The 23,563-nt window shown below is 57.5% G+C and carries 15 protein-coding genes; 7 read left to right on the forward strand and 8 right to left on the reverse strand.

Features of this window, described 5'->3' with window-relative positions; genetic code table 11:
- Positions 1-205: 205 nt before the first annotated feature.
- From HMPREF2605_RS04120 to HMPREF2605_RS09500, 3 genes are all read left to right on the forward strand, one after another.
- The gene (locus HMPREF2605_RS04120; protein WP_070847048.1) at positions 206-4,192 is read left to right on the forward strand and encodes a S8 family serine peptidase; all 3,987 of its coding nucleotides are present in this window, start codon (positions 206-208) and stop codon (positions 4,190-4,192) included.
- A 384-nt stretch (positions 4,193-4,576) separates the two neighbouring features.
- Positions 4,577-8,617 carry a S8 family serine peptidase gene (locus tag HMPREF2605_RS04125; RefSeq protein WP_070847129.1) on the forward strand — a complete coding sequence of 1,347 codons (4,041 nt, stop codon included), beginning with the start codon at positions 4,577-4,579 and terminating at the stop codon, positions 8,615-8,617.
- Positions 8,618-8,712: 95 nt separating this feature from the next.
- A complete protein-coding gene (locus HMPREF2605_RS09500; protein WP_161800387.1) occupies positions 8,713-8,853 on the forward strand; it encodes a hypothetical protein in 141 nt (46 codons plus the stop codon).
- 88 nt (positions 8,854-8,941) lie between these two features.
- Here the strand turns inward: HMPREF2605_RS09500 and HMPREF2605_RS04130 are convergent, their stop codons facing one another.
- Positions 8,942-9,244, reverse strand: a complete 303-nt coding sequence (locus HMPREF2605_RS04130) for a hypothetical protein (protein ID WP_049343529.1) — start codon at positions 9,242-9,244, stop codon at positions 8,942-8,944.
- A 289-nt stretch (positions 9,245-9,533) separates the two neighbouring features.
- Between HMPREF2605_RS04130 and nadE the strand changes: the two genes are divergently transcribed.
- Positions 9,534-10,367, forward strand: a complete 834-nt coding sequence (gene nadE, locus HMPREF2605_RS04135) for an ammonia-dependent NAD(+) synthetase (protein ID WP_070737927.1) — start codon at positions 9,534-9,536, stop codon at positions 10,365-10,367.
- A gap of 122 nt (positions 10,368-10,489) precedes the next feature.
- Here the strand turns inward: nadE and HMPREF2605_RS04140 are convergent, their stop codons facing one another.
- Positions 10,490-11,974 (reverse strand): MATE family efflux transporter, encoded by a 1,485-nt coding sequence (locus HMPREF2605_RS04140; protein WP_070847050.1) that lies wholly within the window; start codon positions 11,972-11,974, stop codon positions 10,490-10,492.
- Positions 11,975-12,172: 198 nt separating this feature from the next.
- Positions 12,173-13,813, reverse strand: a complete 1,641-nt coding sequence (locus tag HMPREF2605_RS04145; RefSeq protein WP_049354405.1) for a Na+/H+ antiporter — start codon at positions 13,811-13,813, stop codon at positions 12,173-12,175.
- A gap of 376 nt (positions 13,814-14,189) precedes the next feature.
- On the opposite strand from HMPREF2605_RS04145, the gene pdxS reads away from it, so the two are divergent.
- Together pdxS and pdxT are read left to right on the forward strand one after the other, a co-directional pair.
- Positions 14,190-15,095 carry a pyridoxal 5'-phosphate synthase lyase subunit PdxS gene (gene pdxS / locus HMPREF2605_RS04150; RefSeq protein WP_005507298.1) on the forward strand — a complete coding sequence of 302 codons (906 nt, stop codon included), beginning with the start codon at positions 14,190-14,192 and terminating at the stop codon, positions 15,093-15,095.
- 115 nt (positions 15,096-15,210) lie between these two features.
- Positions 15,211-15,849, forward strand: coding sequence for a pyridoxal 5'-phosphate synthase glutaminase subunit PdxT (gene pdxT / locus HMPREF2605_RS04155; protein WP_070847052.1), 639 nt, complete (start codon positions 15,211-15,213; stop codon positions 15,847-15,849).
- Between the two features lie 108 nt (positions 15,850-15,957).
- Here the strand turns inward: pdxT and HMPREF2605_RS04160 are convergent, their stop codons facing one another.
- A complete protein-coding gene (locus HMPREF2605_RS04160; protein ID WP_070847054.1) occupies positions 15,958-16,623 on the reverse strand; it encodes a hypothetical protein in 666 nt (221 codons plus the stop codon).
- Between the two features lie 1,207 nt (positions 16,624-17,830).
- Here HMPREF2605_RS04160 and HMPREF2605_RS04170 point away from each other — a divergent pair.
- A complete protein-coding gene (locus HMPREF2605_RS04170) occupies positions 17,831-18,577 on the forward strand; it encodes a hypothetical protein (RefSeq protein WP_070847058.1) in 747 nt (248 codons plus the stop codon).
- Between the two features lie 79 nt (positions 18,578-18,656).
- On the opposite strand, the gene HMPREF2605_RS04175 is transcribed toward HMPREF2605_RS04170, so the two are convergent.
- The 4 genes from HMPREF2605_RS04175 to HMPREF2605_RS04190 form a co-directional block, all read right to left on the reverse strand.
- Positions 18,657-19,004, reverse strand: coding sequence for a hypothetical protein (locus HMPREF2605_RS04175; protein ID WP_070847060.1), 348 nt, complete (start codon positions 19,002-19,004; stop codon positions 18,657-18,659).
- Positions 19,005-19,356: 352 nt separating this feature from the next.
- Positions 19,357-20,646 (reverse strand): hypothetical protein, encoded by a 1,290-nt coding sequence (locus HMPREF2605_RS04180; RefSeq protein WP_070847062.1) that lies wholly within the window; start codon positions 20,644-20,646, stop codon positions 19,357-19,359.
- A 268-nt stretch (positions 20,647-20,914) separates the two neighbouring features.
- Entirely contained in the window at positions 20,915-22,222 is a 1,308-nt protein-coding gene (locus HMPREF2605_RS04185; RefSeq protein WP_070847064.1) for a M18 family aminopeptidase, read from the reverse strand.
- A gap of 143 nt (positions 22,223-22,365) precedes the next feature.
- Positions 22,366-23,343 carry a CPBP family intramembrane glutamic endopeptidase gene (locus HMPREF2605_RS04190; protein WP_070847066.1) on the reverse strand — a complete coding sequence of 326 codons (978 nt, stop codon included), beginning with the start codon at positions 23,341-23,343 and terminating at the stop codon, positions 22,366-22,368.
- Positions 23,344-23,563: the final 220 nt, after the last annotated feature.

The following is a 23,563-nucleotide window of genomic DNA, read 5'->3' on the forward strand; positions in this document are numbered from 1 at the left end:
ACCTCCTGCATGGGGTGGGAGGGGTACCCGGAACCGGCAGGGTCCGGGGCCTGAAAATCCCGGAACCTCTCAAGTTTTGGTGGCGGTTTCACCGGCGGATGCACTCACTCGTCGTCTGCCGGTGGGGCCGCCTCCGCGTATCACCGATACACAACCACAGAGCACACAGCATTACCGAAAAATAGAAAATCCGAAGGAGGATTCCATGACAACGCCTCATGCGCCACGCCGCAGAATGAAGGCTGTCGGTGCGACCGGTTTGAGTGCGGCTCTTGCCCTTACTCTCGGCGTTCCCGCCACTTTCTCTGCAGCTCACGCTCAGAGCCCCCAGCAGGTCGAAGGAAGCACTGCGAGCGCATCCGGTGACGCTGCCTCGCGTATCAGCCCGGGCCTGCAGAAGGCTGAAGGCCAAATCACCGTGTATGTTCAGTTCAAGGGCAAGGGCGCGTATGAGCAGACCCAGTCCGCGGCTGTTCTGGCACGTAAGGAGGCGCCGGCGAACCGTCAGGCGCAGGTGCAGGCTATTGCAGCTCAGGTGCAGTCGCAGGCTCAGTCTGTGGCGGCTGCTTCTGGCGCGAAGCTGATGTACACCACGCATAATGCGATGCGTGGTGCGGCGATTACTGGTGATGCTGCGCAGATTCGTGCGTTGGCGGAGCGCCCGGATGTGGAGCGTATTTCGCCGATTATCGCGAAGGAGCGTATGAACTCCGGTAGCGAGATTGATACGAAGACTCTTGCCACGTGGACTCGTGAGAATACGGGGTACACGGGTAAGGGCGTGAAGATTGCGGTTGTTGACTCTGGTGTTGACTATACGCACGCTGATTTTGGTGGCCCCGGTACGGTGGATTCGTACCTGAAGGCTAAGGCGATGACGGAGCTTCCGTCCGCTGATTCGGGCCTGATTGATCGTAATAAGTTCATTGGCGGCATTGACTTGGTCGGTGATGACTACAATGCGTCGGTGGCTGAGAAGTCGACTCCGCAGCCGGATAATAACCCGCTGGATTGCCGCCCGGATGGTTTCGGTTCTGGCGGTCACGGCACACACGTGGCGGGTACTGCCGCCGGTTATGGTGTGACGGCGAACGGTACGACTTACCGTGGCGATTACAAGAACCTGACGGAAGAGCAGCTGAAGGGCATGTCTATTGGCCCAGGTACTGCTCCTGACGCTCAGATTTTGGCGATTCGTGTGTTCGGTTGCTACGGCAATTCGAGTGTTGTGATGAAGGCGCTCGATACCGTGATGGACCCGAATGGTGACGGTGATTTCTCTGACCGCGCCGACATTGTGAACCTGTCGCTCGGTGGCGAGTTCGCCCCGGCTGACGACCCTGAGTCGTACATGATTAATACGATGGCGCGCCAGGGTGTGTTCACTGTGGCTGCTGCCGGTAACGCCAATAACTACAACGGTGTGGGTGACACCTACTCCGATTCGGGTAGCCCGGCGAATGCGGCTGCGGCGCTGTCGGTGGCGAACGCCTACGGTTCGACTCAGCCGATTGACCGTGTCCGCACGACCACGAAGACTGGTTTGGAGTGGTTGCAGGGTGATTATTCGGTGAACTTCGATTATTCGAAGGCATCCGCTGATCAGCTGCGCGGCGAGGTTGTTGCTGCACCGAAGCGTAACCGTTACGCTTGCGAGGCTTTCACTGCTGAAGAGGCGAAGGCTTTGAAGGGTAAGTGGGTTTACTTCGAGTGGGATCAGGACGATTTGACGTTCCCGTGCGGTTCGAAGGTGCGTTTCGATAACGTTCAGGCTGCCGGCGGTGTTGGCGTGGTGATGGCCGGTAAGGCTGAGCGCTACACGATTGGCATTGGTGGTAATGCGACCATTCCGGGTCTGCGTCTGACTGCTTCTTCGACGAAGGACCTGGAGAAGGCCCTGGCAGCCGGTCCGGTGACCGTTGAGATGAACCTGGACTACAAGGCTTCGGGCCGCGGTCCTCACTCGCACGCTTTTGATTTGAATTCCTCGAGCGCTCGCGGTCAGCACGGTTCTGATGGCTTCATTAAGCCTGACCTTGCGGCACCGGGTACTGAGATTGTCTCTGCCGCTGTGGGCACGGGTAATAAGGGTGTTTCCTTCACCGGTACCTCCATGGCGACCCCGCATGTTGCCGGTGTTGCCGCTCTGGTGATGCAGGCGCATCAGGATTACAACCCGCAGATGATTAAGGCTGCGCTGATGAACGGCGCGTCCACCCCGATCAAGAATGAGCAGGGTACGCAGTACGCGGTGGATCGTGTGGGTACGGGCATGGTGAATGCTCGCGCCGCCGTGGACGCGAAGGTCATTGCGTACGATGCGAAGACCCCCGAGCGTGTTTCGACCGCGTTTGGTGTGCTGGAGTACACCCCCGATTCGGGTATTCAGACTGTTCAGCGTGAAATCGTGCTGGACAACACCGATTCGCAGGCTCACACCTACACCCTGAGCTACGAGGCAAGCACGACCATCCCGGGTGTGGAGTACTCCTACCCGCAGCAGGTGAGCGTGGGTGCCGGTGAGCGTAAGAACGTGACCGTAACCGTGCGTATTGACCCTTCCAAGCTGGAGAAGACCATGGACCCGGCGATGAGCGCCGACCAGGTCGCTCAGGACTGGACGACCGGTAAGACTCTGGCTGCTGGTAAGCGCCAGTACATTGCGAGCGCTTCTGGTCGCCTGATTTTCTCTGAGAATGGTCGCGAGGCGATCCGCCAGTCGATTCACGTGGCTCCGAAGCCCGTCTCGAAGATGCGTGTGGATGCGTCCCGTATTGATTACAAGGGCGTCTCCGATAAGGAGTCCACGGTGACTCTGCGCGGTACGACCCTGAACCAGGGTGGTTACCGTTCGCTTCTGGGTGCGTTTGAGCTGGGTGCGATCAGTGACCGTATTCCGTCCGGTCAGCTGAAGCTGCCGTCGAACCAGTCTGTTGACCTGCAGTATGTGGGTGCCGCTTCGGACGCTCCGGCGTTGAAGGCTGCCGGCAAGAACCCGAACGATGGTTCTCTGTTCTTCGGTATTTCGACCTGGGGCACCTGGGATAGCATGCACTGGGGCCGTCAGGTACAGGTGCAGATTGATACCAACAACGACTCCACCGCCGACTACGTTCTGGAAGTGACCCGCGAGAAGGGTCTGGACTACCCGCTGGTGAAGGTCTGGTCCATCTCCGGTAACGCATCCACCGTGGTGGCACGCTACCCGCTGAACAACGCCTGGGGCGATACCGACACCAACATCATGGACACCAACACCATGATTCTGGGCGTGCCGCTGAAGGACCTGGGTCTGACCGCTGAGAAGGCTCAGAGCATCAAGTACACGGTGCAGACTGACACCTGGCACAACGAGGGTAACTCCTACGTGGACACCACCTCGGCTATCGAGTACTCCCCCTTCAACCCCGGTGTTTGGTTCACCGGTGAGGAGTCGGGCGTGCCCGGCCTGTTCGTGGACCGTGACGGCGGTCAGCTGACCGTTCACCGCAAGAACAACAACAAGGAGCGTCAGGCTCTGTTCCTGCACATGCACAACGCGACCGGTGACCTGAGCGGCCGTAAGACCGCTAACGGTGTTGCCGCTGGCGACCGTGCACAGGTCGTGAAGGTGGCTCGCACCCTCCACGATGCGCGCTTCACCGACGTTCCGGCGGATAACCAGTTCTACCGTGAAATCACGTGGATTGCTGCCCGTCAGATTGACCGCGGCTACCAGGACGGCACCTTCCGCCCGCTGAACAACATGGACCGCGCAACCATGGCTGCGTACTTCTACCGTATGAGCGGCTCGCCGCAGTACACCGCACCGTCCACCCCGAGCTTCTCGGATGTTCCGCTCAACCACCCCTACTACAAGGAGATTGAGTGGATGAAGGCTCAGGGCATCACGACCGGCTGGCCCGATGGCACCTACCGCCCGGAGGGTTCGGTGAACCGTGACGCGATGGCTGCGTTCTTCTACCGTTACGCAGGTTCGCCCGAGTACACTGCCCCCGCGCAGGCTCGTTTCACGGACGTTCCGACCGACAAGCAGTTCTACCGCGAGATCTCGTGGCTGGCTGAGCAGGGCGTGACCACCGGCTGGCCCGATGGTTCGTTCCGCCCCGTGGAGCCGGTGCACCGCGACGCTATGGCGGCGTTCGTGTACCGCTACAGCACGGGTGTGCTGAAGGAAAGCCCTGAAATTTAGGGGCACAGGATCTAAAAACCCTGAATTCTAGGGTTCATAAGGTTCTACCGCTGTAGGTGCTACCTCAGCAGGTTCTACCGAGGGAGCCGTACCGTTGCAGTTTATCTGCGGCGGTGCGGCTCCCTTTTTTCTGTGGTCGGGTGCTTTGTATTTACGCGCAATGTTCCGTAATACGAGTCTGACTAGGTTATATAAAGAATCGTTGAGACAATAAATGAAGGTTTCTTCACCATCGGCATGAACCTTGACGTTCACGCCGCATGGGCACACTGGAGACGCACCGAAGCACTCTCGGTGCAGAACCCCCTCGGCGTAGAACTCTCCGCGCAGAACCTCGGTGCAGAAACCGCTAAGAAACACACCATCACTAAAAAGGAGCATTCAGTGGCAACCTTCCCTGAAGCTACCCCCGCGCGAGCAGCCCGGCACACACAGCCGGGTCGCCTCAAGCAGCTGGCACGCAGCTGCGGCGCACTCACCCTGGGGCTCACCCTCGGGCTGACCGCTCTGCCGTTCGGTACCGCCGCCTACGCGGCACCGGGCGTAGTACGCGGCGCAGACCGGGACGCACCCCACCAGAATACCGGCACCGGCGAGAACAACAACGAAGTTCTCTCCCCCAGCCTGGACGGCGCCACCGGCGAACGCGCCGTGTTCGTCCGATTCAAGGGTCAGGGTGCGTACGCCCAGACCCAGCCGGACGCGGTCCGCTCCCGCGCGCAGGCACCCGTCAACGCGCAAGCACAGGTGCAGGCAATCCGCGCCAGCGTGCAGCAGCAGGGTGCCTCCGCGGCGAAGGAATCCGGCGCGCAGGTCCTGTACACCACCCACAACACGATGCGCGGCGTGGCGCTCTACGGTAACGTCGAGCAGATTCGTGCGCTCGCGAACCGCGACGATGTGGAACGCATCAGCATCATTGAGGACATGGCACCGCAGAACAGCGGCACCCTCATTGATACGGACACGCTCTCCGTGTGGGCGAAGAGCCCGGCGAACCCCGCCTCCACCGGCTACACCGGCAAGGGCGTGAAGATTGTCGTGCTCGATACCGGTATCGACTACACGCACGCCGATTTGGGCGGCCCCGGCACGCAGGAAGCCTTCGAGAAGGCGAAGGCATCCGACACGATTCCCGAGGGCACCTACGATCCGAAGAAGTTCCTCGGCGGTTACGACCTGGTCGGTGACGACTACAACTCCGGCAAGAAGGAAACCTCCACTCCCCACCCGGATAACAACCCGCTCGACTGCGGCGGCCACGGCAGCCACGTGGCGGGCACCGCAGCAGGTTACGGCGTGAACGCGGACGGCAGCACCTTCCACGGCGACTACTCCAAGCTCACCGAAGAGCAGCTCAAGGACATGAAGATCGGCCCCGGCTCCGCGCCGGACGCCCAGCTGATTGGCCTGCGCATTTTCGGTTGTAAGGGCACCACCGCGTTCGTCCCCAAGGGCCTGGACCGTGTGCTCGACCCCAACGACGACGGCGACTTCTCCGACCGTGCCGACATCGCAAACCTGTCGCTCGGCAACGAGTTCGGCGTGTTCGATGAGACCGTGAACTACGCGGTCGGTTCCCTCTACCGTGAGGGCATCCTCTCCGTGGTTGCGGCGGGTAACGCCAACAACTACAACGCCGTGGGTGACACCTACTCCAACTCGGGCGGCCCCGGCACCAGCGCCTACGGCCTGACCGTGGCAAACTCCATCGGCTCGACCCAGCTGGTGGACCGCGTGAAGATTCTCGCCCCCGCGAACGAGGCGGACACCTACGGTGACTACTCGGTGAGCTTCGACTACTCGAAGGCGACCGAGGAGCAGCTGCGCGGCACCGTGGTGCGTGCCGCCTCCCGCAACCGCTACGCCTGCGAAGCCTTCACCGAAGAGGAAGCCGCAGCCCTGAAGGGCAAGTGGGCCCTCATCGACTGGGCGGACGCTGACGGCACCGCACCCTGCGGTTCGAAGGTACGCTTCGACAACCTGCAGGCGGCGGGCGCAACCGGCGTGGTGCTCACCTCGAACACTGAGGTCGGTGACACCGCTATCGGCGGTAACTCCTCCATTCCGGGCGTGCGCCTGGCAAAGAGCCAGGTGGAGCGCCTTTCCGCGCAGATTGATTCGGGTGAGCTGACCCTGCAGCTCGGCGAGAACCTGCGCGACTCGATCCGCGTGCCCAACGGCAAGCTGGATCAGGCGAACACCTCCACCGCGCGCGGCCTGCACGGTTCGCACGGCATCACCAAGCCGGACGTTGCGGCACCGGGCACGAACATTTCCTCCATCGAGGTTGGTAGCGGCACCGGTTCGAGCGTGAAGACCGGTACGTCCATGTCCACGCCGTTTGTTGCCGGTGTTGCGGCGCTGATCATGCAGGCGCACCCGGAGTACGGTCCGCGCATGCTTAAGACCGTCATCATGAACACCGCCGACCACCACATGCAGGACGCCTGGGGCAACCCCTACGCGGTGGACCGTGTGGGTACCGGCCGCATCAACACGCGTGCGGCGGTGGCTGACCGCGTCATGCTGTTCAACGCGGCACGCCCCGAACAGGTTTCGGACACTTTCGGCGTGCTCGAGTACACCCCGAACGCCGGTGTGCAGACCCTGCAGCACCGCGTGAGCGTCGAGAACACCGACTCGGTGGCGCACACCTACACCCTGGACTATGAGGGAAGCACGAGCATCCCGGGTGTGGAGTTCTCCTACCCGCAGTCCGTGTCTGTGGGTGCCGGTCAGAAGGCAACGTTCACCGTGACGGTGCGCATTGACCCGTCGAAGCTGGAGAAGACCCGCGACCCGTCCATGTACCCGAACCAGGATTCGGTGAACTACTCGACCGGTACGGTCACCATTTCGGGTGCCCGCCAGTACATTGCGAGCGCTTCGGGCCGCCTGATCCTGACCGACGCTGATTCGTCGGCTGCGGTGAAGACCCTGCGCATGCCGCTGCATGTGGCCCCGAAACCGGTCTCCGCAATGCGCGTAGCCGGTGCAGATATTCACTTTGACACGAACGGCGTGGGTGCCCTGGAGCAGACCCTGACCCTGCAGGGTACCGCGGTGGATCAGGGCGGTTACCGCTCCCTGCTGGGTGCCTTTGAGCTGGGCGCTTCGAGCCCGCGCATCCCCACCGCGAAGCTGGGTGTGGGTTCGGATTCCCGCATGGACCTGCAGTACGTGGGTGCCGCCTCGAATGTGGCGGCGTTGAAGGCTGCCGGTGCGGATACCTCCAACGCGCGCCTGTCCTTCGGTATTTCCACCTGGGGTAACTGGCAGGAGGTGACCCCGCGCGGCACCTACTACGTGTTCGTTGATACCGACAAGGACGGCGTGAGCGACTACCGCCTGCAGACGGTACGTGAGAAGGGCCTGGACTACCCGCTGGTGAAGGTTTCTAAGCGTAGCAACGGCAAGTGGGTGGCTATCCCCGATGCCCTGTACCCGCTGAACGGCACCTGGGGTGATACGGACACCAACATCATGGATTCGAACACCCTGGTGATGACTGTTCCGCTGAGCGTTCTGGGTCTGGACCCGAACGCCGAGTCCACTGAGATTTCGTACTCGGTGACCACTTCGAGCGCGTTCTCCGCAACGACCGTGGTTGATACGACTGATTCGGTGGTGTTCAACTATGCGGCGCCGAAGCTGTGGTTCAGCGGCGATTCGGCGGGGGTTCCGAACCTGTTCGTGGATGCACCGGAGACTCAGCTGGTGGCGCACCGTAACGGCGACGCGAAGAACGTTTCTGCGCTGTTCCTGCACATGCACAATGCGACCGGCGACCTGTCCGGCGTGAATGGGGCTGCGGGTGAGCGTGCGCAGGTTCTGCATGTCTCGTCGAACTCTGAGGCTACCGCCGCGAGCGCGCACTTTACGGATGTTCCGGCGGATTACCCGTTCGTGAATGACATTAACTGGCTGGCTCAGCGTCGTATTACGACCGGCTACCCGGACGGTACGTTCCGCCCGAACGGTTCGGTGGAGCGCGGCGCGATGGCGGCGTTCTTCTACCGTATGGCGGGTTCGCCTCAGTTCACTGCGCCGAGCACCCCGAGCTTTAAGGATGTGCCGCGTGACCACCCGTTCTACAAGGAGATTGAGTGGATGCGTGCCCGCGGTATTACGACCGGCTGGTCGGATGGTACGTTCCGTCCGAATGCTGCGGTGAATCGTGATGCTATGGCGGCGTTCTTCTACCGTTTTGCGGGTTCACCGGCGTATTCTGCTCCGGTGGCGTCGCCGTTTAGTGACGTGTCGGCCGGTAGCCAGTTCTATCGTGAGATTTCGTGGTTGGCTGAGCAGCGTATTACGACTGGTTGGGCTGATGGTTCGTTCCGTCCGGTTCAGCCGATTGAGCGTGGCGCGATGGCGGCGTTCTTGCACCGCTATAACGTGCGTGTGCTGAATAACCGCTAGTCGGATGCGGATGTGAGGGCCGTGTCGGAGTGGAGTTTTCTGCCCCGGCACGGCCTTTTCTGTGGGCTGTTATGTCTGCGGCGTAGACTTAACTTATGCGTGAGTTACAGGTTCAGAACGGCGAGGATGAGACGCTGTCAGCTATCCAGGATGCCCTCAATCAGGAGGAGCTTCTGAACGCGGCGGCTGACTTCATTGACCGCTATGAGAGCGCCTTTGAAAATCTAAGCCACTGATTATTCCTTCGAAAGAAATACCCCCGGTGGATGCTGTACGCATCTACCGGGGGTATTTGCTTGCCTCGCCCTGCCCGAGGCGGCCTAGTTAGCGTTGGCGGGCTTCTTTACGGTTGAGCTTCTCAATGGCGGCTTCCACCTTGGACTTGCGGTGACTCAGCTTCCAGAGGCTAAAAGACTGCAGCAAGGTACTCTTGCCTATCTCCACGAGGGAAGGCAGCCCCTGCCGGATGAGTGCCTCATTGATTTCTTCCTGGGTGGCGCCCTGCTCCTTCATCTGCTCGATGATGATGCCCGCCTCCGCTATTTTCCCGGAGGTGAGCGGGTGGTTTTCGAGGCTGGTTTCGATGTCTACGAGCTCGTCGTAGAGTTCAGTTTTTGTTTTTGCCATGGTGCTGTCTTCACCATCCTTGGTTGACGTGTTCTGTGGCGTAGCAGGTGTGGGGGCGTTTTCCCTCATCACCGGCTGTTTTGAACGGTATTTGAACCGTATGTTCATGCTAACAGCCGCACGGGTTGTCGCACAGGGTTTTTACCGGTGAGTATGCTGTGTATTTTCAGGGCTGAAACGATATTGAACCCGCCGCGTACGCCGCGCTGAACGCACCGTGTGGAACACTACCTCGCCTCCCCCCGGCGGTTCACCGCACGGGCTATAAGGTGGAGCGTACACTTAAGTCATGCGTGAATTACAGGCACAGATCATCCGTGAAATGGGCGTCAAGCCCAACATGACCGAAGAGCAGGCACGCGAAGAAGTGGAGCGCCGCATCCAGTTCATCTGCGACTACCTGGAAGCCACCGGAAGCCGCGGCCTGGTACTGGGCATCAGCGGCGGTATCGACTCCACCCTGGCGGGTCGCCTCTGCCAGCTGGCGGTGGACCGCCTCAACGAGCGTGGCCGCACCACCGAGTTCGTGGCGGTGCGCCTGCCCTACCGTGTGCAGCACGACGAAGAGGACGCGCAGGAGGCGCTGCGTTTCATCCAGCCCACCCGCTCTCTGACCTTCAACATTGCGGAGGCTGTCGACGGTTTCGACACCGCCTACACTGACGCAACCGGCGAACAGATGAGCGACTTCAACAAGGGTAATGTGAAGGCGCGCGCCCGCATGATCGCCCAGTACGCGATTGCTGGCGGCCCCGGCTACCTGGTGGTGGGTACCGACCATGCGGCGGAGTCCATTACGGGTTTCTTCACGAAGTTCGGTGACGGCGGCGCGGACCTGCTGCCGCTGGCTGGCCTGAATAAGCGCCAGAACCAGCTGCTACTGCGTGTTTTGGGTGCGTCTGAGCGTCTGTGGGCTAAGCCGCCGACGGCTGACCTGCTGGACGGCGTGCCCGGCCGTACCGATGAGGATGAGCTGGGTCTGACTTACCCGCAGATTGATGATTACCTGGAGGGTAAGGAAATCGACGAGGCGGCAGCTGCGAAACTGGAGCAGATTTACCTGCGTAGCCGTCATAAGCGCACTACTCCGGTGACGATTTTTGATTCCTGGTGGAAGAACTAGCGCCTCAACCGGCATAAGAACTAACGTAAAAGCCCTGAACTCCCTTGGTGGGAGTCCAGGGCTTTTACTATGCTTTTGCAGACCGAGGACTATGCCTTCTGTTCGGGCTGTGCGCCAGAAACCTAGGCAGCCTGAACCTCCGAATCCTCAGAACCTCCAGTCTCAACCTCAGCTTCAGCGGGCGGTACCTTCGCGCCACCGGTGGCGAGGAACAGCACCAGACCCAGCGCGCAGGCGAGCACCTGGGTGAAGGGGAACGCCCAGGTCAGGCCCTTAAATCCGAACCACATGTTGCCGAAGTACACGGCTGGGAAGAACAGCAGCGCAATACCGATGGTCATCAGCATTGCCGGGCGACCCTTACCGGACGCCTGGAACCAAGACACAAACACGATGCTGACCGCGTTGAACACGGCGGCGAGCATGAGTGCGATCATGACCTCTTCACCGGTGTCGATGAGGCTTGCATCGCCAACCACGGCGAGCAGTTCACGGCGGAAAATCAGCACCGGAATGGTGATGATCGCGGAGGTCGCCACGGACAGGATCGTTGCGGTGCGCAGTGCCTCCTTCACGCGAGCGCCGTTGCGGGCACCGTACGCGTAGGCGTACAGCGGGATACCGCCCATGCACAGGCCCATGCAGAGCATTTCGGGCACCATGTTCAGGCGCATTGCCAGGCCGAACGCCGCGACGGTGTCGTCACCGTAGGAGGCGGCGAGGTTGTTCAGCAGCAGGGCGGCGAAGATCAGGTTGAGGCTCTGAATGAGCTCGGCGGCACCGACCGCGACCACGGGCTTGATAATGGCGGGGTCGAGGGAGAAGTCGCGGATGTTTGCGTAGAAGTTCTCGCTCTGACGCATCAGGAACAGCAGGTAGTACAGCATGGATGCGCCGTTCGCCAGCAGCATCGCCCAACCGGCACCGGCGACGCCCATGCCCATGATGGCGATGAACAGCACGTCGAAGATGCAGGTGACGACGGTGCCAACGATGATGCCGTACATGGACTGCTTGGCGTAGCCTTCGGATCGGACGAGCTGTTCGAGGGTGAACATGCCGATAGCGAGGGGCGCGCCGAGGAACATGAGGTGCACGTAGATGCGGGTCGGTTCGTAGGAGCCGCCGGATGCACCCATGATGCTGGTGATCGGGTCGGCGAGGATGAAGCCGATAGCCGCCGCGACGATACCGGCACCGAGCGCCGAGTAGAGGGCGAAGGAGGTGACGCGGTGAATTTCGTGGGCGGGCTGGCCTTCACCGAGCTTGCGGGAGGCGAGGGTTGAGGAGCCCAGGCCGAACAGGCCTGCGATCGCCATGATGACGCCGAAGACGGGCACGCCGTAGCTGGTGGCGGCGAGGTCTTCGGTGCCGCCGTAGTGGCCGACGAAGTAGGAGTTCACCACGTTGTAGATGCTGGTGATGGCGAGGCCGAGCGCCATGGGCACGCCGAGGGAGAGGAGCGCCTTGAGGATGGGTGCTTCTTTGAGCAGGTAGATGTTCTGCGGGTCTTCGCTTGCGCCGTGCGGGCCGTGTCCTGCGGCGGGTGCGGTGTTGTTGGGTGCGCCGTTTTTGGGCGCGTTATTTTCAGTCTGGTGGGACGTCATAGGTTCCTGTGGTTCTAGTCTGTGTTGTGTCCGGTGCGCGGCAAGAAGCGTGGTCCGCGCGAAAAAACGGGCTAGTGTATTGTACCGTCTCCACGTAGTGGTGGGTCTAGAGGTTTAGACATAAAAAGCAACGAGGCGCCCCTCCCCGTTTAGGGGTGGGGCGCCTCGCCTCATACGTATCGCATGTAGGAGTGTGAGCTATTCGAGCTCAACCGGACCAAGCACGCGAACCTCCTCAATATCCAGGATTTCCTGAATCGCGTGGAGCACATTCGTGTCGATTATGCGCTCATTACGCAGGCGCTTGAGCACGCTGCGTTGCTTCTCCAAATGCCGCAGGCGCAGCTCTTTCTCAAGGTCGCCCGCTTCAATAATGCGGCGGGCTTCTTCCGGCGCATTCGCACCGTCTTTACGAACAGTGTGCAGGTTGCGGTGTATACTCGCGTTGTACATCTGTTCGTCGGCAATGCGGTCGATAATCCACTGTGGTGCACCAATTTCCTGGCCGATCTCAGCCACAGAGTCGAAGGACTCGGCAATGATCGTGCGGATTGCTTCATTAATCTCATCTTCTTCGGTGGTATCAACCGGAATTTTCGCCCACCTAATAACGAGCGGCAGGAGCATCCCCTGAACCACCATCGACAGCAGAACCACGCCCGCAACAACAAAGATAATAAAGTCACGCGCGGGAACATCAGTCGGCACGGAGAGAGCCACCGCGAGGGAAACACCGCCGCGCAGTCCCGCAAAGGTACTCACTACACGGCCACGGAAAGTTGTGCGCAGCTGCTTCTGCTTTTCTGAACGGTCAAGGGCACGAATAATACCGATCGAGACGTGCAGGAAAATAAAACGCGCCGCAATGGAAACAAGCCATGCCACCACAATCACGGCGAACGTCAAAGCCCACGCATAGTTGTATTCACGAAGAACATCATCCACAGGCGCTGTGGCGCTGGGCAGCTGAACACCCACGAGCACGAAGAGCGCACCGTTCATGACATAGGAGACAAACGACCAGATGGGCAGACCGTAGAAACGGTTTTGGGGTTTGATGGTATCCGGTCCGCGATAGGTCAGGTAGAAAGCGGCGACCACCACAGCCACCACTCCGGAACCTTTCATGCCCTCAAAAGGCTCGATCTCTTCAGCCAGGAAGAAAGCAATAAACGGCACGGTAAACATGAACACGCTGAAGTTCATGGGGTTGCCGATGTGCGCACGCAGCTTATCTACACCCCATCCGACGGCCAGGCCAACGAGAGTTCCAATCAGGAACGAGAAGAAGAACATTCCGGATGCAGTCCCCAGGGTAAGTTCATGACCACCCGCAAGCTGCAGGGCGAGTGCGAAAAGAACTAGGGTGGTGCCGTCGTTAATGAGTGCTTCCGCTTTAAGGGTGGTGATGGAAGATTTGGGGAGTTTGCCGTTGAGCGTTGCCACGGCCACAGCATCGGTGGGGGCGAGCGCCACACCGATAATCAGCGCCACATGCCACAGGTAGACGCCCATAAATGTGTGAAGCACCCAGGCGATAACGAACGCCGTGAAAATTACGAGCACCGTGCCCGAGAGCAGAATGCCGCGCAGACGAGCGCGCGCTTCACGCCATGAGGTGTTGCGGGCTTCCCAGAAGAGCATGATGGGCAGGAAGATTTCGAGGATGACGTGCGGCGGCAGGCCGATACTCTGAACTTCGTGCAGTTCGTGGGCGGGCATAATGCCGATAGCCAGGCCAATGAATATCAGCACAATGGCGGGGGTTATCCGTATTTTATGGGCGAGGATATTACCCAGAAGAATCGCCAGCGATAGGGCAATGATGACTTCGAGCATGCTGTTCCTTTTCTTGGGCACAGGGGTACTGGACGCTCGGGTGCTGCTTGGGTGTGCCCGGGCGCAGTTCCTGGTGCGCTACATGGTCTGTGAAATGTGTTGATGGTTGCCCTGCGGGCTTTTGTTCTAGGTGGCGTTTACGACGTGGTGAGCGCCTACCCGCGGTGCCCGTGTGCAGGGTTCTAGTGGGTTAAATAGTATACCGGCGGTTTTATTCCCTGGGCTCGCTGGCGGGGCTGTCCAATTCGTGGGTGCGGGCACCTTTCATGACGTTTTGTGTCGTTCTGACGTGAACTTGGGGGCGTACTGTGTCAGAGAACAGAAAATCCGCCTCCGTGAGTGCGCGCGAACACTCAGAACGTGAGAAGATAAGGTCATGACTGATAACAACACCGTAACCGGCAGCCCGCTTGTTAAGCGCGGCCTGGCCGACATGCTCAAGGGCGGCGTCATCATGGACGTCGTCACCCCCGAACAGGCTAAGATCGCTGAAGATGCTGGCGCTGTTGCCGTCATGGCTCTCGAGCGCGTGCCCGCGGATATTCGTGCGCAGGGCGGCGTGGCTCGTATGTCTGACCCGGACATGATTGAGGGCATCATTGATGCTGTTTCGATCCCGGTCATGGCGAAGGCACGCATCGGCCACTTCGTTGAAGCTCAGATCCTGGAGACCCTGAAGGTCGACTACATTGACGAGTCTGAGGTTCTTTCCCCCGCTGACTACGTGAACCACATTGATAAGCACCAGTTCAAGGTTCCTTTCGTGTGTGGTGCTACCAACCTGGGTGAGGCTCTGCGCCGCATCACCGAGGGTGCCGCTATGATCCGCTCGAAGGGCGAGGCGGGCACCGGTGACGTCTCTGAGGCGACTAAGCACATCCGCACCATTAAGCGTCAGATTGCTGAGCTGCAGGGCCTGTACAACACCATGCCTGATGAGCTGTACGTGAAGGCTAAGGAACTGGCTGCACCGTACGAGCTGGTTCGTGAGGTTGCTCAGACCGGTAAGCTGCCCGTGGTGATGTTCACCGCTGGTGGTGTGGCTACCCCCGCCGACGCTGCGATGATGATGCAGCTGGGTGCTGACGGCGTGTTCGTTGGTTCCGGTATTTTCAAGTCGGGCGACCCGGTTGCTCGCGCGAAGGCTATCGTGAAGGCTACTGCTTTCTACAACGACCCGGAGAAGGTTGCTGAGGCTTCTCGCGGCCTGGGTGAGGCTATGGTCGGCATTAACGTTGCTGACATTCCGGCACCGCACCGCCTGGCGGAGCGCGGCTGGTAATTCGTGCGCGCACCCCGCATTCGGGGTGAGTGTTTGATGAGGGGGTGGGGTTCGCTGAGGCGGGTCCCACCCTCCTTGTGTTTGTTGTGTTTGTTGTTTTGTGAAGGGAGCGGTGATGGTTGAGAAGGTTCAGCCTACCGGTATTTTGCCGGGTGAGGGTTTGACGGTTGGTGTTTTGGCGTTGCAGGGCGGCGTGAGTGAGCATGCGGAGATGCTGGAGTCTTTGGGTGCGCAGGTGCGTTGGGTGCGTACCGCGGAGCAGCTTGAGGGTCTGGATGCGCTGGTTTTGCCGGGTGGTGAGTCGTCAACAATTGACCGCCTGACCCGTATTTTTGGTGTACGTGAGCCGCTGATTGAGGCGATTTCTTCGGGCATGCCGACTCTGGGTACGTGTGCTGGCCTGATTATGTTGTCGAAGCGTATTGATGATCCGGCACCGGGTCAGCAGTCGCTGGGTGTTTTGGATGTTTCGGTGGGTCGTAACGCGTTTGGTTCGCAGGTTGATTCTGCGGAGGTGCGCCTGCCGTGGCTGACCCCTGCCGGTGATGAGGTGGTTATTGATACGGCGTTTATTCGTGCGCCGATTGTAACTGGCACTGGTGAGGGTGTGCAGGTGACGGCTCGTCATGAGGGGAAGATTGTGGGTGTGCGTTCGGGCAACCTGATTGGTATTTCTTTCCACCCGGAGGTTACGGGCGATACGACGGTGCATGAGGAGCTGCTGGCTCTGGCACGCGAGGTGAAGGGCAAGTAGCCCCCCAAAAAAAATAAGCCCGGTAATGAGCCTTTAAAGAGTTGTGGCGGTGACCGTTGTTCGGTCACCGCCACAACTCTTTTTGCGCGGGCTTATGCGTGAGTGGGTTTATGGGCGGGAGCTGCTGGGGGTTTGGGGCTGGGCCTTCCACTGCTGGTAGGCGCTTGTGGCGAGGAATCGTGCACGGTTCGCGTCGCTGAGCGTCTTGATGTCTGCGGGGGCTGCCTCGTACCACTTTTCGTAGAGACGGATAATCATCTCGGGGTAGGCGGCTTCTTCCAGGTCTGCGCGGTGGGGGATGAATTCGTTGCGGTTCTTGATGTCTCGGTACTCGCTACCGGCGAAGGGGTCGGTGAGTCCGACGCTGGGGTGGGCATTGTAGGCATCGATGTTTTGAACGTATTCGGGGAGGGCGCTGCGCCCTGCTTTGAGTGCGGCGTGGCACTTGCTGTCGATTTCGCTGGGCTCAATGATGTGGGCGCCGTCTACGAGGATGTGCCGGTACTGGATGTACGCGGGGTATTGTTCATCGGTGCGCGGGACGGGCTTGGTGGCTTCTGCTGATGCGAGAGCTTCGGCGGAGTATGAGGAGCAGCTGACGGTGGGCGTGGTGCTTGCCGTTGCTGAGGCGCTCGCCGTGGAGGGTGAGGAGGTGCTACTTGCCGCGGTGTTCGCACCACCGCAGGCGGCTAGAAACAGGGGCAGGGTTAAGAGAGCGGCGCCGTATCGCAGTGCGTTATAGCGGGGGTTGGGGGTCCTAGAATTCAGGGCCATAATGTCACCTCATTGTGGGCTGGAACATGCCGAGTTGCCCTTCACTATACGGGCGGTTTTGATACGTGGTCAAGAGAAAATTATGTTTATTTTTTAAAATCCAACACCTCGGAGGAAAATCGACAAACAAGTTTATTCAGCGCCTTGACTTGCGTAAATACGGAAGCCACCGGGCTCTTGAAGTAAACATGTCACTAAAACACCAGCGTCAGGTATTGCTATTTGCCCGATAATCAGCGGAAGCCAACATGCCCTGAGGAGCACGGTTAGGGTGCTGATGGTGCAACCTCCAGCTCCGTAAAAGCCTGCACCTCAACGGCCCAAAGCTTCTAGAGGAGATAGTAGATAAGTCCCCTAACGTATTCCCAGAGCAGTACCAAGATGACGCACTGCACAACAAATGCGGCTATAGCTGCGAGGGTTGGTATCCAGTAGCTACGCTTAGAACATGCAATAAAAACTGCTATAAAAATAACGCATGAGATAATATCGGGACCCCAGAGAATGAATGCCTGTAGATCATATGGCCACAATATTCCATGCATATATTCTGTATGGACTTTACATGAACTTAAGATATTGCCTTTTAAAATTTCATAAGTCCCATACATTTTAAAAACTAAATATAGCGATGCGATCCAAAAAATTCCTATACGAAGCTTGACACCCAGCCACATACTAAAAGTCTGCCATAAGCTAGCTGATACAACTCCCACCACAAAGAAGGGTATATAGTCGAAATATGCACTTTGCCACCTATCACATGGCGATACAAATCTATAGAAATCTGCATACAGCGCAGTTGGAAAAATATAGAAAAATTGCAATACAATGAGAAACAAGATATATAAAATTATTTTCTCATTTACGGCAAACATCTTATAAGTAGAATTCATGATGCCATTTCCTTTCAGTAGCATAAAACGCTAGTAGCGGAACACCGAATACATAGCCTCAATGTTGTTTTTCTTATCCACTAAGCCTCAAAGCCAATACTGGGATAGGTAGGCGACCCGCAAAGCCTCCGCACTCTTACCCCGTCTACCTCATGTTTAAGCAGGTCAGAACCTTAAGACTACTGGGTTGCGCATCTTGCGTCTAGAGTGTTGGTTTTAAAATAAGGTGACATTTTCCATTGACCATGTATCAAATATTCGGGTATGTTTAGACGCAATATATTGTTCCATCCCTCTTGTGAGGTGGTCTCATGACCCACACCCCTGTTTTTCTTTCGTTCCGTTCCAGTGGTCTACGACGCAGTGCCGCACTGGCGATTCTTCCTCTATTTCTTGCCTCCTGCGGTAGCTCCACCAGCACTGCATCAAATACTCCCGCACCCTCGAACACAACCGTGACTTCCTCCCCGTCAGCTTCAAGCGCCACCGGGTCCGCTTCCTCTTCCGCGGCGAAGAAGACCTCCACCCCCTGCCTTGAACCTGACGAAACCGCGAAAGCTGAAACCCTCAAGCAGCAGGAAGCCATTAGCGCCGACCGCGGTACGGCACTGCCCTCCTACGTCTCCGCGCGGCATGTTGTGCGCAACCAGGCGAACTTCCCCACCCGCGCCGAAGCTGAATCAGCAGGATCCGAGTGCCTGGCACTGTACGAGAAGAACAAGGCCGATCACACCTACGCTGCGGCATGGGTACGCGCTATCGATGACAATAACGTGGCAAGCGGAAAGGTAGCCTCCGGCCCGCGCACTGACATCCAGAGCGCAGACCCCTACAAGGCAAGCAACTACGTTGATATTCGAGAGGGTAAGGAATACTTCCCGACCCGACAGGAGCTACTCGCGGCAAACTACCCCGAGAACTACATTGTTGCTTTTGAGTTGTGGGCGCAGCAGGCGCCAGCCGATGTGAAGCAGAAGAGCGACGCGAACCGTGCGGCCGCTAAGGATACTCGCTGGTCTGAGGTGGTAACCCTGACCAGCCCCGATAACCCTGTCTAATCTGAGCCTGTCTCATCTTAAAAAGAGTTGTGGCGGTGACCGAACAACGGTCACCGCCACAACTGTTATACGGCTCAGGTTAGGGCAGTAACGCCAACCCAAACTCAATACCAATCAGCGCGACAGCACACGCGAAGAGTACCCCACGCGACACATTGAACTTCTGCCAGAGATCATACAGCTGGCTGGGAATCAACCAAATAACGCACGCCCGAAAGGCAAGCGTCGTCAGGGGGCCACCCCACTGAATAATCATCAGGGCAAGAGCAAAACTCAGGCTGAGCATATCCAGGATGCGCCGGTGCTTTCGCACCTGCTCCCTCTCCTTCTGATAGCCAGGGTTGTTTAGCAACCTTGGTGGTGCTTTTTTCAGCTGACCCACAATGACCAAAACCACTAGCAGGAACACAGAAATATCGAAGAACATGGGAACCGCCTTTCAAATTGGGGTTCGCTCGCTACGCCGGTTACGAGCTGATGGCGCACCATCATTGGTGAAAACTTCTCAAAAACAAGTAATGTGCAACACGTATATTACGTATTGTGGGTTACTTTACAGCACACATAGACCCTATTCAAGAGGTAAACAGCCCCCCCCCCCCCCGAAAAATTTTGAAAAAATTTTTAAAAAATATGGGCGCCGGGAACCTTACGTTCCCGGCGCCCTTCACACTCCCTATTCAAGAAACGAGTGAGGTGCATAGCGGAAATTGTTTATAAATTACCTAAGGAAATAAATAATTATTTAAAATCATTAGAAAAGTCATCAATTTCATTTTTCAAAACTCAACATTTTCAAAGATGTTAGAGGGATCAAAATTAATCATACTTACATTAATTTCCCCCTCAATGGGGCGCTGGAGATTCGGGTCAGTCACACGATAAAAAACACTCGCATTCACATTATCTCCATTTACAAATATTCCAATATTGTCCTCTTCTGAAGTTACAGCTTGCCCAGGACTGATAGAACCAGGCCGCCAAACTATGGCCCTCGAGTTGCCGACTTGAGCAAAGTTCGATGGCATAACCCCCCTAAGCGCACCGGACATCATGTAATAGTATTGTGGTACCGCCATGAATGGAAATATCTCGAATCTTCTACACTTATATTCTTTATCTTTCAAGTTCACCATATAAACATTCTCTGAGAATCTGTATTCAATGGAAGGATCTTCTAGAACCTTAGTTCCAGTGTTGACAATCGAGAAAATAGCTGGTTTGAGTTTTATTTCTAATAACCTATTAAAACATTCTTCATACCGCTTTTCATCATTTTCATACGCCTTAAACATATCCTCGACAGATACATGTTGCAGGGGATCTTTTATTCTCCACCTACTTTCCAATAATGAATTAGATTCTTTATTTCCAATAATTCTCTTTAGAGATTCATTATATTTTTCCTTGGGGCAAGAATACATATTTTTAAGAAAATCAGTATCAACACGAGGTCCTGCAAAAATCTCAGATATGTCCAAGTTAATATCTACATGCCCACCAAGTAATCGATTAATCATGTCGCGAACTTGAACAGAGTTTGCCTCGATGGTTTGCGTTGATTCACGACAATAAATCGCACCATCTCTAAGTTGATCTCCACCTTTTTCCTGGGATCGATATTCCTTAGAGCATATATAAATCTCTTTCCCATTTACTGGAGGGTCAACGATTACAAATAGAAGATTTTTACCCTCAAATTCATGAGATATAAAGCGATATGCTGGAATTGCAGAGCCAAAATAGCCCCTTGTAGCATCCTCGAAATTATGCTGCTCGGGTATATCCTCAAGACCGCATACCTCATTTTGGGTAACACCAATGAGCATCACCCCGTACCCCTGGTAGTCTCTTATTGCCTGTTTTTGGTCACGGTTCGCAGACGCCAAAATAAACTTAGTTATTTTAGCGTATGATTTGTTACGCTCACTTCTAGTAGAAAATTCAAGGCTACTTTTAACTTCTAGCCCCTGTGATTCTGCCTTATCCCCCACTGTTTTAACCCATGCGGCAATCATATCCCGTGATTCTGGAATATTTGGGTCAATATTTGTATCGAGATTCCCCATAAAGTTTCTCTCCTCAGAAGAACAAAATATTTAGAAATTCAATCTAGCGTTTACTCTTACTTGCTCTCTATTGTATGAGGAAAACCCAGATATTACTTCTTACCTCGTCACTCTTCACGGAGTCCTCCCCAGCACCTACATGTAGAGCTCGAGGTTTCTAATAGCAACGTAGCTAAATACTTGTAGTTCGGCTTAAGTCAAAGGGCGCCGGGAACCTCACGTTCCCGGCGCCCACACCCCAGCTGTTCAAACCTCAGCGGGGTTCATTTTAGAGGCGGAAGAAGCCTTCCACCGCGCGCGTCATGTACGCCATGTCGTCCACATGGCACATCTCGCGCATCGAATGCATCGACAGCAAACCAATACCCACATCCACGGTGCGCATACCCAGGCGGGTTGCCGTAATCGGGCCAATCGTCGAGCCGCACGGCATATTGTTATTCGACACGAACTCCTGATACGGCACACCGGCCTTCGCACACGCCGCGGCAAACACGCCGGCACCCACCGAATCCGTCGCGTAACGCTGGTTTGCGTTAATCTTCAGCAGCGGGCCACCACCGGGCAGTGGCTGAACGGTCGGGTCGTGGTGACCCTGATAGTTCGGGTGCACCAGGTGACCAGCATCAGCCGACAGGCAGAACGACGACGCCACCGAACGGCGGTACTCCTCCACGCTCTCACCGCGCGCAGCGGACAGGCGCACCAGAATATCCTCCAGGAACGGGCCAGCCGCACCACTACGCGACTCCGAACCAAGCTCCTCATGGTCAAACGCCGCAAGCATCACAGTCTCGGTGGCGTGCTCGTCCGCGTTATCGGCAACGTAACGCTCCAGGGCGGTCAAACCCGCATGCACCGAAGACAGGTTATCCAAGCGGCCAGAAGCGAATAGCTCCTGATCCGCACCAAAACGGCGCGGCGGCTGCGAATCAGCGAACAGCAGGTCGTAACCCACAATGCTTTCCGGGTCGACCGGCTCGCCGTCAATCACGTGCTTCGCCATGTAGCCGAGCACGTCGTTCTCCGCCGGATCCACGCCCCACACGGGGTACATGTTGAACTGCTTGTCCAGCACCAGTTCGTTACGCTTGTGGTCCAGGTGCGGCGCCAGCTGCGGGATGCGCGCAATCGGGCCGGTACGCACCAGGCGGTCCTTCAGCTCCCCGCCCTCAAGGACGGTGAGGCGACCCGCCACGCACAGCTCGCGGTCCAGGAAGGAGTTCAGCAGTGCACCACCGTAGTTCTCCACGGCAATCTGGTGCCAGCCCTTCGTGGTGATGGAGGAGGAAGGCTTGACCTTCAGGGAGGGCGAGTCGGTGTGCGCACCCAGCACGCGGTAGCCGCTTGCCTTCTGCGCCTTCGCGCCGCCAGCCCAGGCGATAATCGCGCCGTCACGGACGACGAAGTGGCGGCCGGCTGCGACCTGCGGGTCCCATGCTTCGGTCTCTACGAGCTCGGTGAAGCCTGCTGCTTGCAGGCGGCGCGCTACCGTGCGCGCGGCGAGGTAAGAGACCGGCGACTCCGCCACGAATGCGGCGAGGTCTTCAATATTTTTTACAGCATCAACAGTCATGGTTTAACCCTACCTTTTCTTGGGTGTTGACGGGGTGACCGGGGCCGATAGTCCACGGGGTATGGGGTAATAGCCCTGGTGAGGCTCGAATGGAGCGGGGCGGGCGGGTTGAACAGTCGAGCTAGAGTAACCCGCCATATAGCCTATTTATCAACCTTTAGCGGTTGTGTTTCACGTGAAACTTCGCCGCGGCGAGCGCGTGCGTTGAAGATTAGGCAGGCGAGCACCACGTACACGCCTTCCAGTGCGATGCCCTGCAGCGCATCCACGGGGGTCACGCCCTCGGAGGCGAAGGGATCCAGACCAGCCACCATGGACAGCAGCATCAGGATCACATTATTTGCCACGTGCAGGCTGATGGAGGCTTCCAAGCCGCCGGTGTACCAGCAGAGGAAACCCGCGTAAATACCCATCGCCAGAATCGTACTCTGACCCCAGGGGTCGTAGGCGTGGGAGAGCATGAACAGCACGGCGGGCAGCACAATCGGCAGCCAGGGGGTGCGGAGCCAGCGGCCCAGCATCTGCATCATGAAGCCGCGGTAGGCGAGCTCTTCGGCGTAGCACTGCACGGGCACCAGAAGCAGCATCATCGCCACATAAACCCAAAATTCAACCTGTGGAGGTTGAAAATAGCGGTATTCGGGCAGGCTCTCACCGCTCAACGCGAGCATCACGGCGTAGTAGATGCCGTAAACCGCGAAGCTCAAACCCAGGTAAGGAAGCAACAGCGAGCGGCGCAGGCGGCCAGCCACCGAATGGATCAGACCCCAGGGCTTCGGGCCCACAACCAGGCGCGCCAGAAAGAGCGAAGGCACAATCGCGATGAGGGAGAGGAAGGTCAGCGCAAACAGCGCCGGGTGTTCCATAATGACGGCACGGTTCGTCGCTACATCATGGAGGGAAAGTCCCGAACCCATAATCGTCATAGCCAAGGCAACTGAAATGATCAGGTTAAGGCCAAGAAATACGGCGACGCCGAGCAGACCTTCCAGCAGGGGTGAGAACCAGCGGGATTTCGGGTCGGCGTGAGAGAGACGGTGGTAGGCAAGACCGGCAGGCGCAGGAGCAGCGGGGGTTCCGGGGGTTACCTGCGGGGGTGCGGGGGGCGGTGTCGTGTTCATTCTTTAATCCTAGCTTTCGCGGGCTCGATGGTGACCGGGCATACTGAAACCTTCAAGTGCTGATTGATACGGATTGTTTCAAAACCATTGAAAAAGCCGTGAATACGGCTGAAAACCCACCATTCACGGGGTTCATTTTCTGAACCTATGCCATAATTTGAAGCGATAATACGCTCATATACATAGTCGCTGATGACCGCTCTTCCGGGGTGTTTTTTCA

This window comes from Rothia sp. HMSC065C03 (genome assembly GCF_001837295.1).
Classification (GTDB): Bacteria; Actinomycetota; Actinomycetes; order Actinomycetales; family Micrococcaceae; genus Rothia.

Coding starts and splice junctions, on each gene's coding strand:
- HMPREF2605_RS09500 (WP_161800387.1), top strand. CDS start 8,713: ATGCGTGAGTTACAGGTTCAGAACGGCGAGGATGAGACGCTGTCAGCT.
- HMPREF2605_RS04145 (WP_049354405.1), bottom strand. CDS start 13,813: ATGCTCGAAGTCATCATTGCCCTATCGCTGGCGATTCTTCTGGGTAAT.
- HMPREF2605_RS04190 (WP_070847066.1), bottom strand. CDS start 23,343: ATGAACACGACACCGCCCCCCGCACCCCCGCAGGTAACCCCCGGAACC.
- HMPREF2605_RS04185 (WP_070847064.1), bottom strand. CDS start 22,222: ATGACTGTTGATGCTGTAAAAAATATTGAAGACCTCGCCGCATTCGTG.
- HMPREF2605_RS04180 (WP_070847062.1), bottom strand. CDS start 20,646: ATGGGGAATCTCGATACAAATATTGACCCAAATATTCCAGAATCACGG.
- HMPREF2605_RS04140 (WP_070847050.1), bottom strand. CDS start 11,974: ATGACGTCCCACCAGACTGAAAATAACGCGCCCAAAAACGGCGCACCC.
- HMPREF2605_RS04170 (WP_070847058.1), top strand. CDS start 17,831: ATGACCCACACCCCTGTTTTTCTTTCGTTCCGTTCCAGTGGTCTACGA.
- pdxT (WP_070847052.1), top strand. CDS start 15,211: ATGGTTGAGAAGGTTCAGCCTACCGGTATTTTGCCGGGTGAGGGTTTG.
- nadE (WP_070737927.1), top strand. CDS start 9,534: ATGCGTGAATTACAGGCACAGATCATCCGTGAAATGGGCGTCAAGCCC.
- HMPREF2605_RS04120 (WP_070847048.1), top strand. CDS start 206: ATGACAACGCCTCATGCGCCACGCCGCAGAATGAAGGCTGTCGGTGCG.
- HMPREF2605_RS04160 (WP_070847054.1), bottom strand. CDS start 16,623: ATGGCCCTGAATTCTAGGACCCCCAACCCCCGCTATAACGCACTGCGA.
- HMPREF2605_RS04130 (WP_049343529.1), bottom strand. CDS start 9,244: ATGGCAAAAACAAAAACTGAACTCTACGACGAGCTCGTAGACATCGAA.
- HMPREF2605_RS04175 (WP_070847060.1), bottom strand. CDS start 19,004: ATGTTCTTCGATATTTCTGTGTTCCTGCTAGTGGTTTTGGTCATTGTG.
- pdxS (WP_005507298.1), top strand. CDS start 14,190: ATGACTGATAACAACACCGTAACCGGCAGCCCGCTTGTTAAGCGCGGC.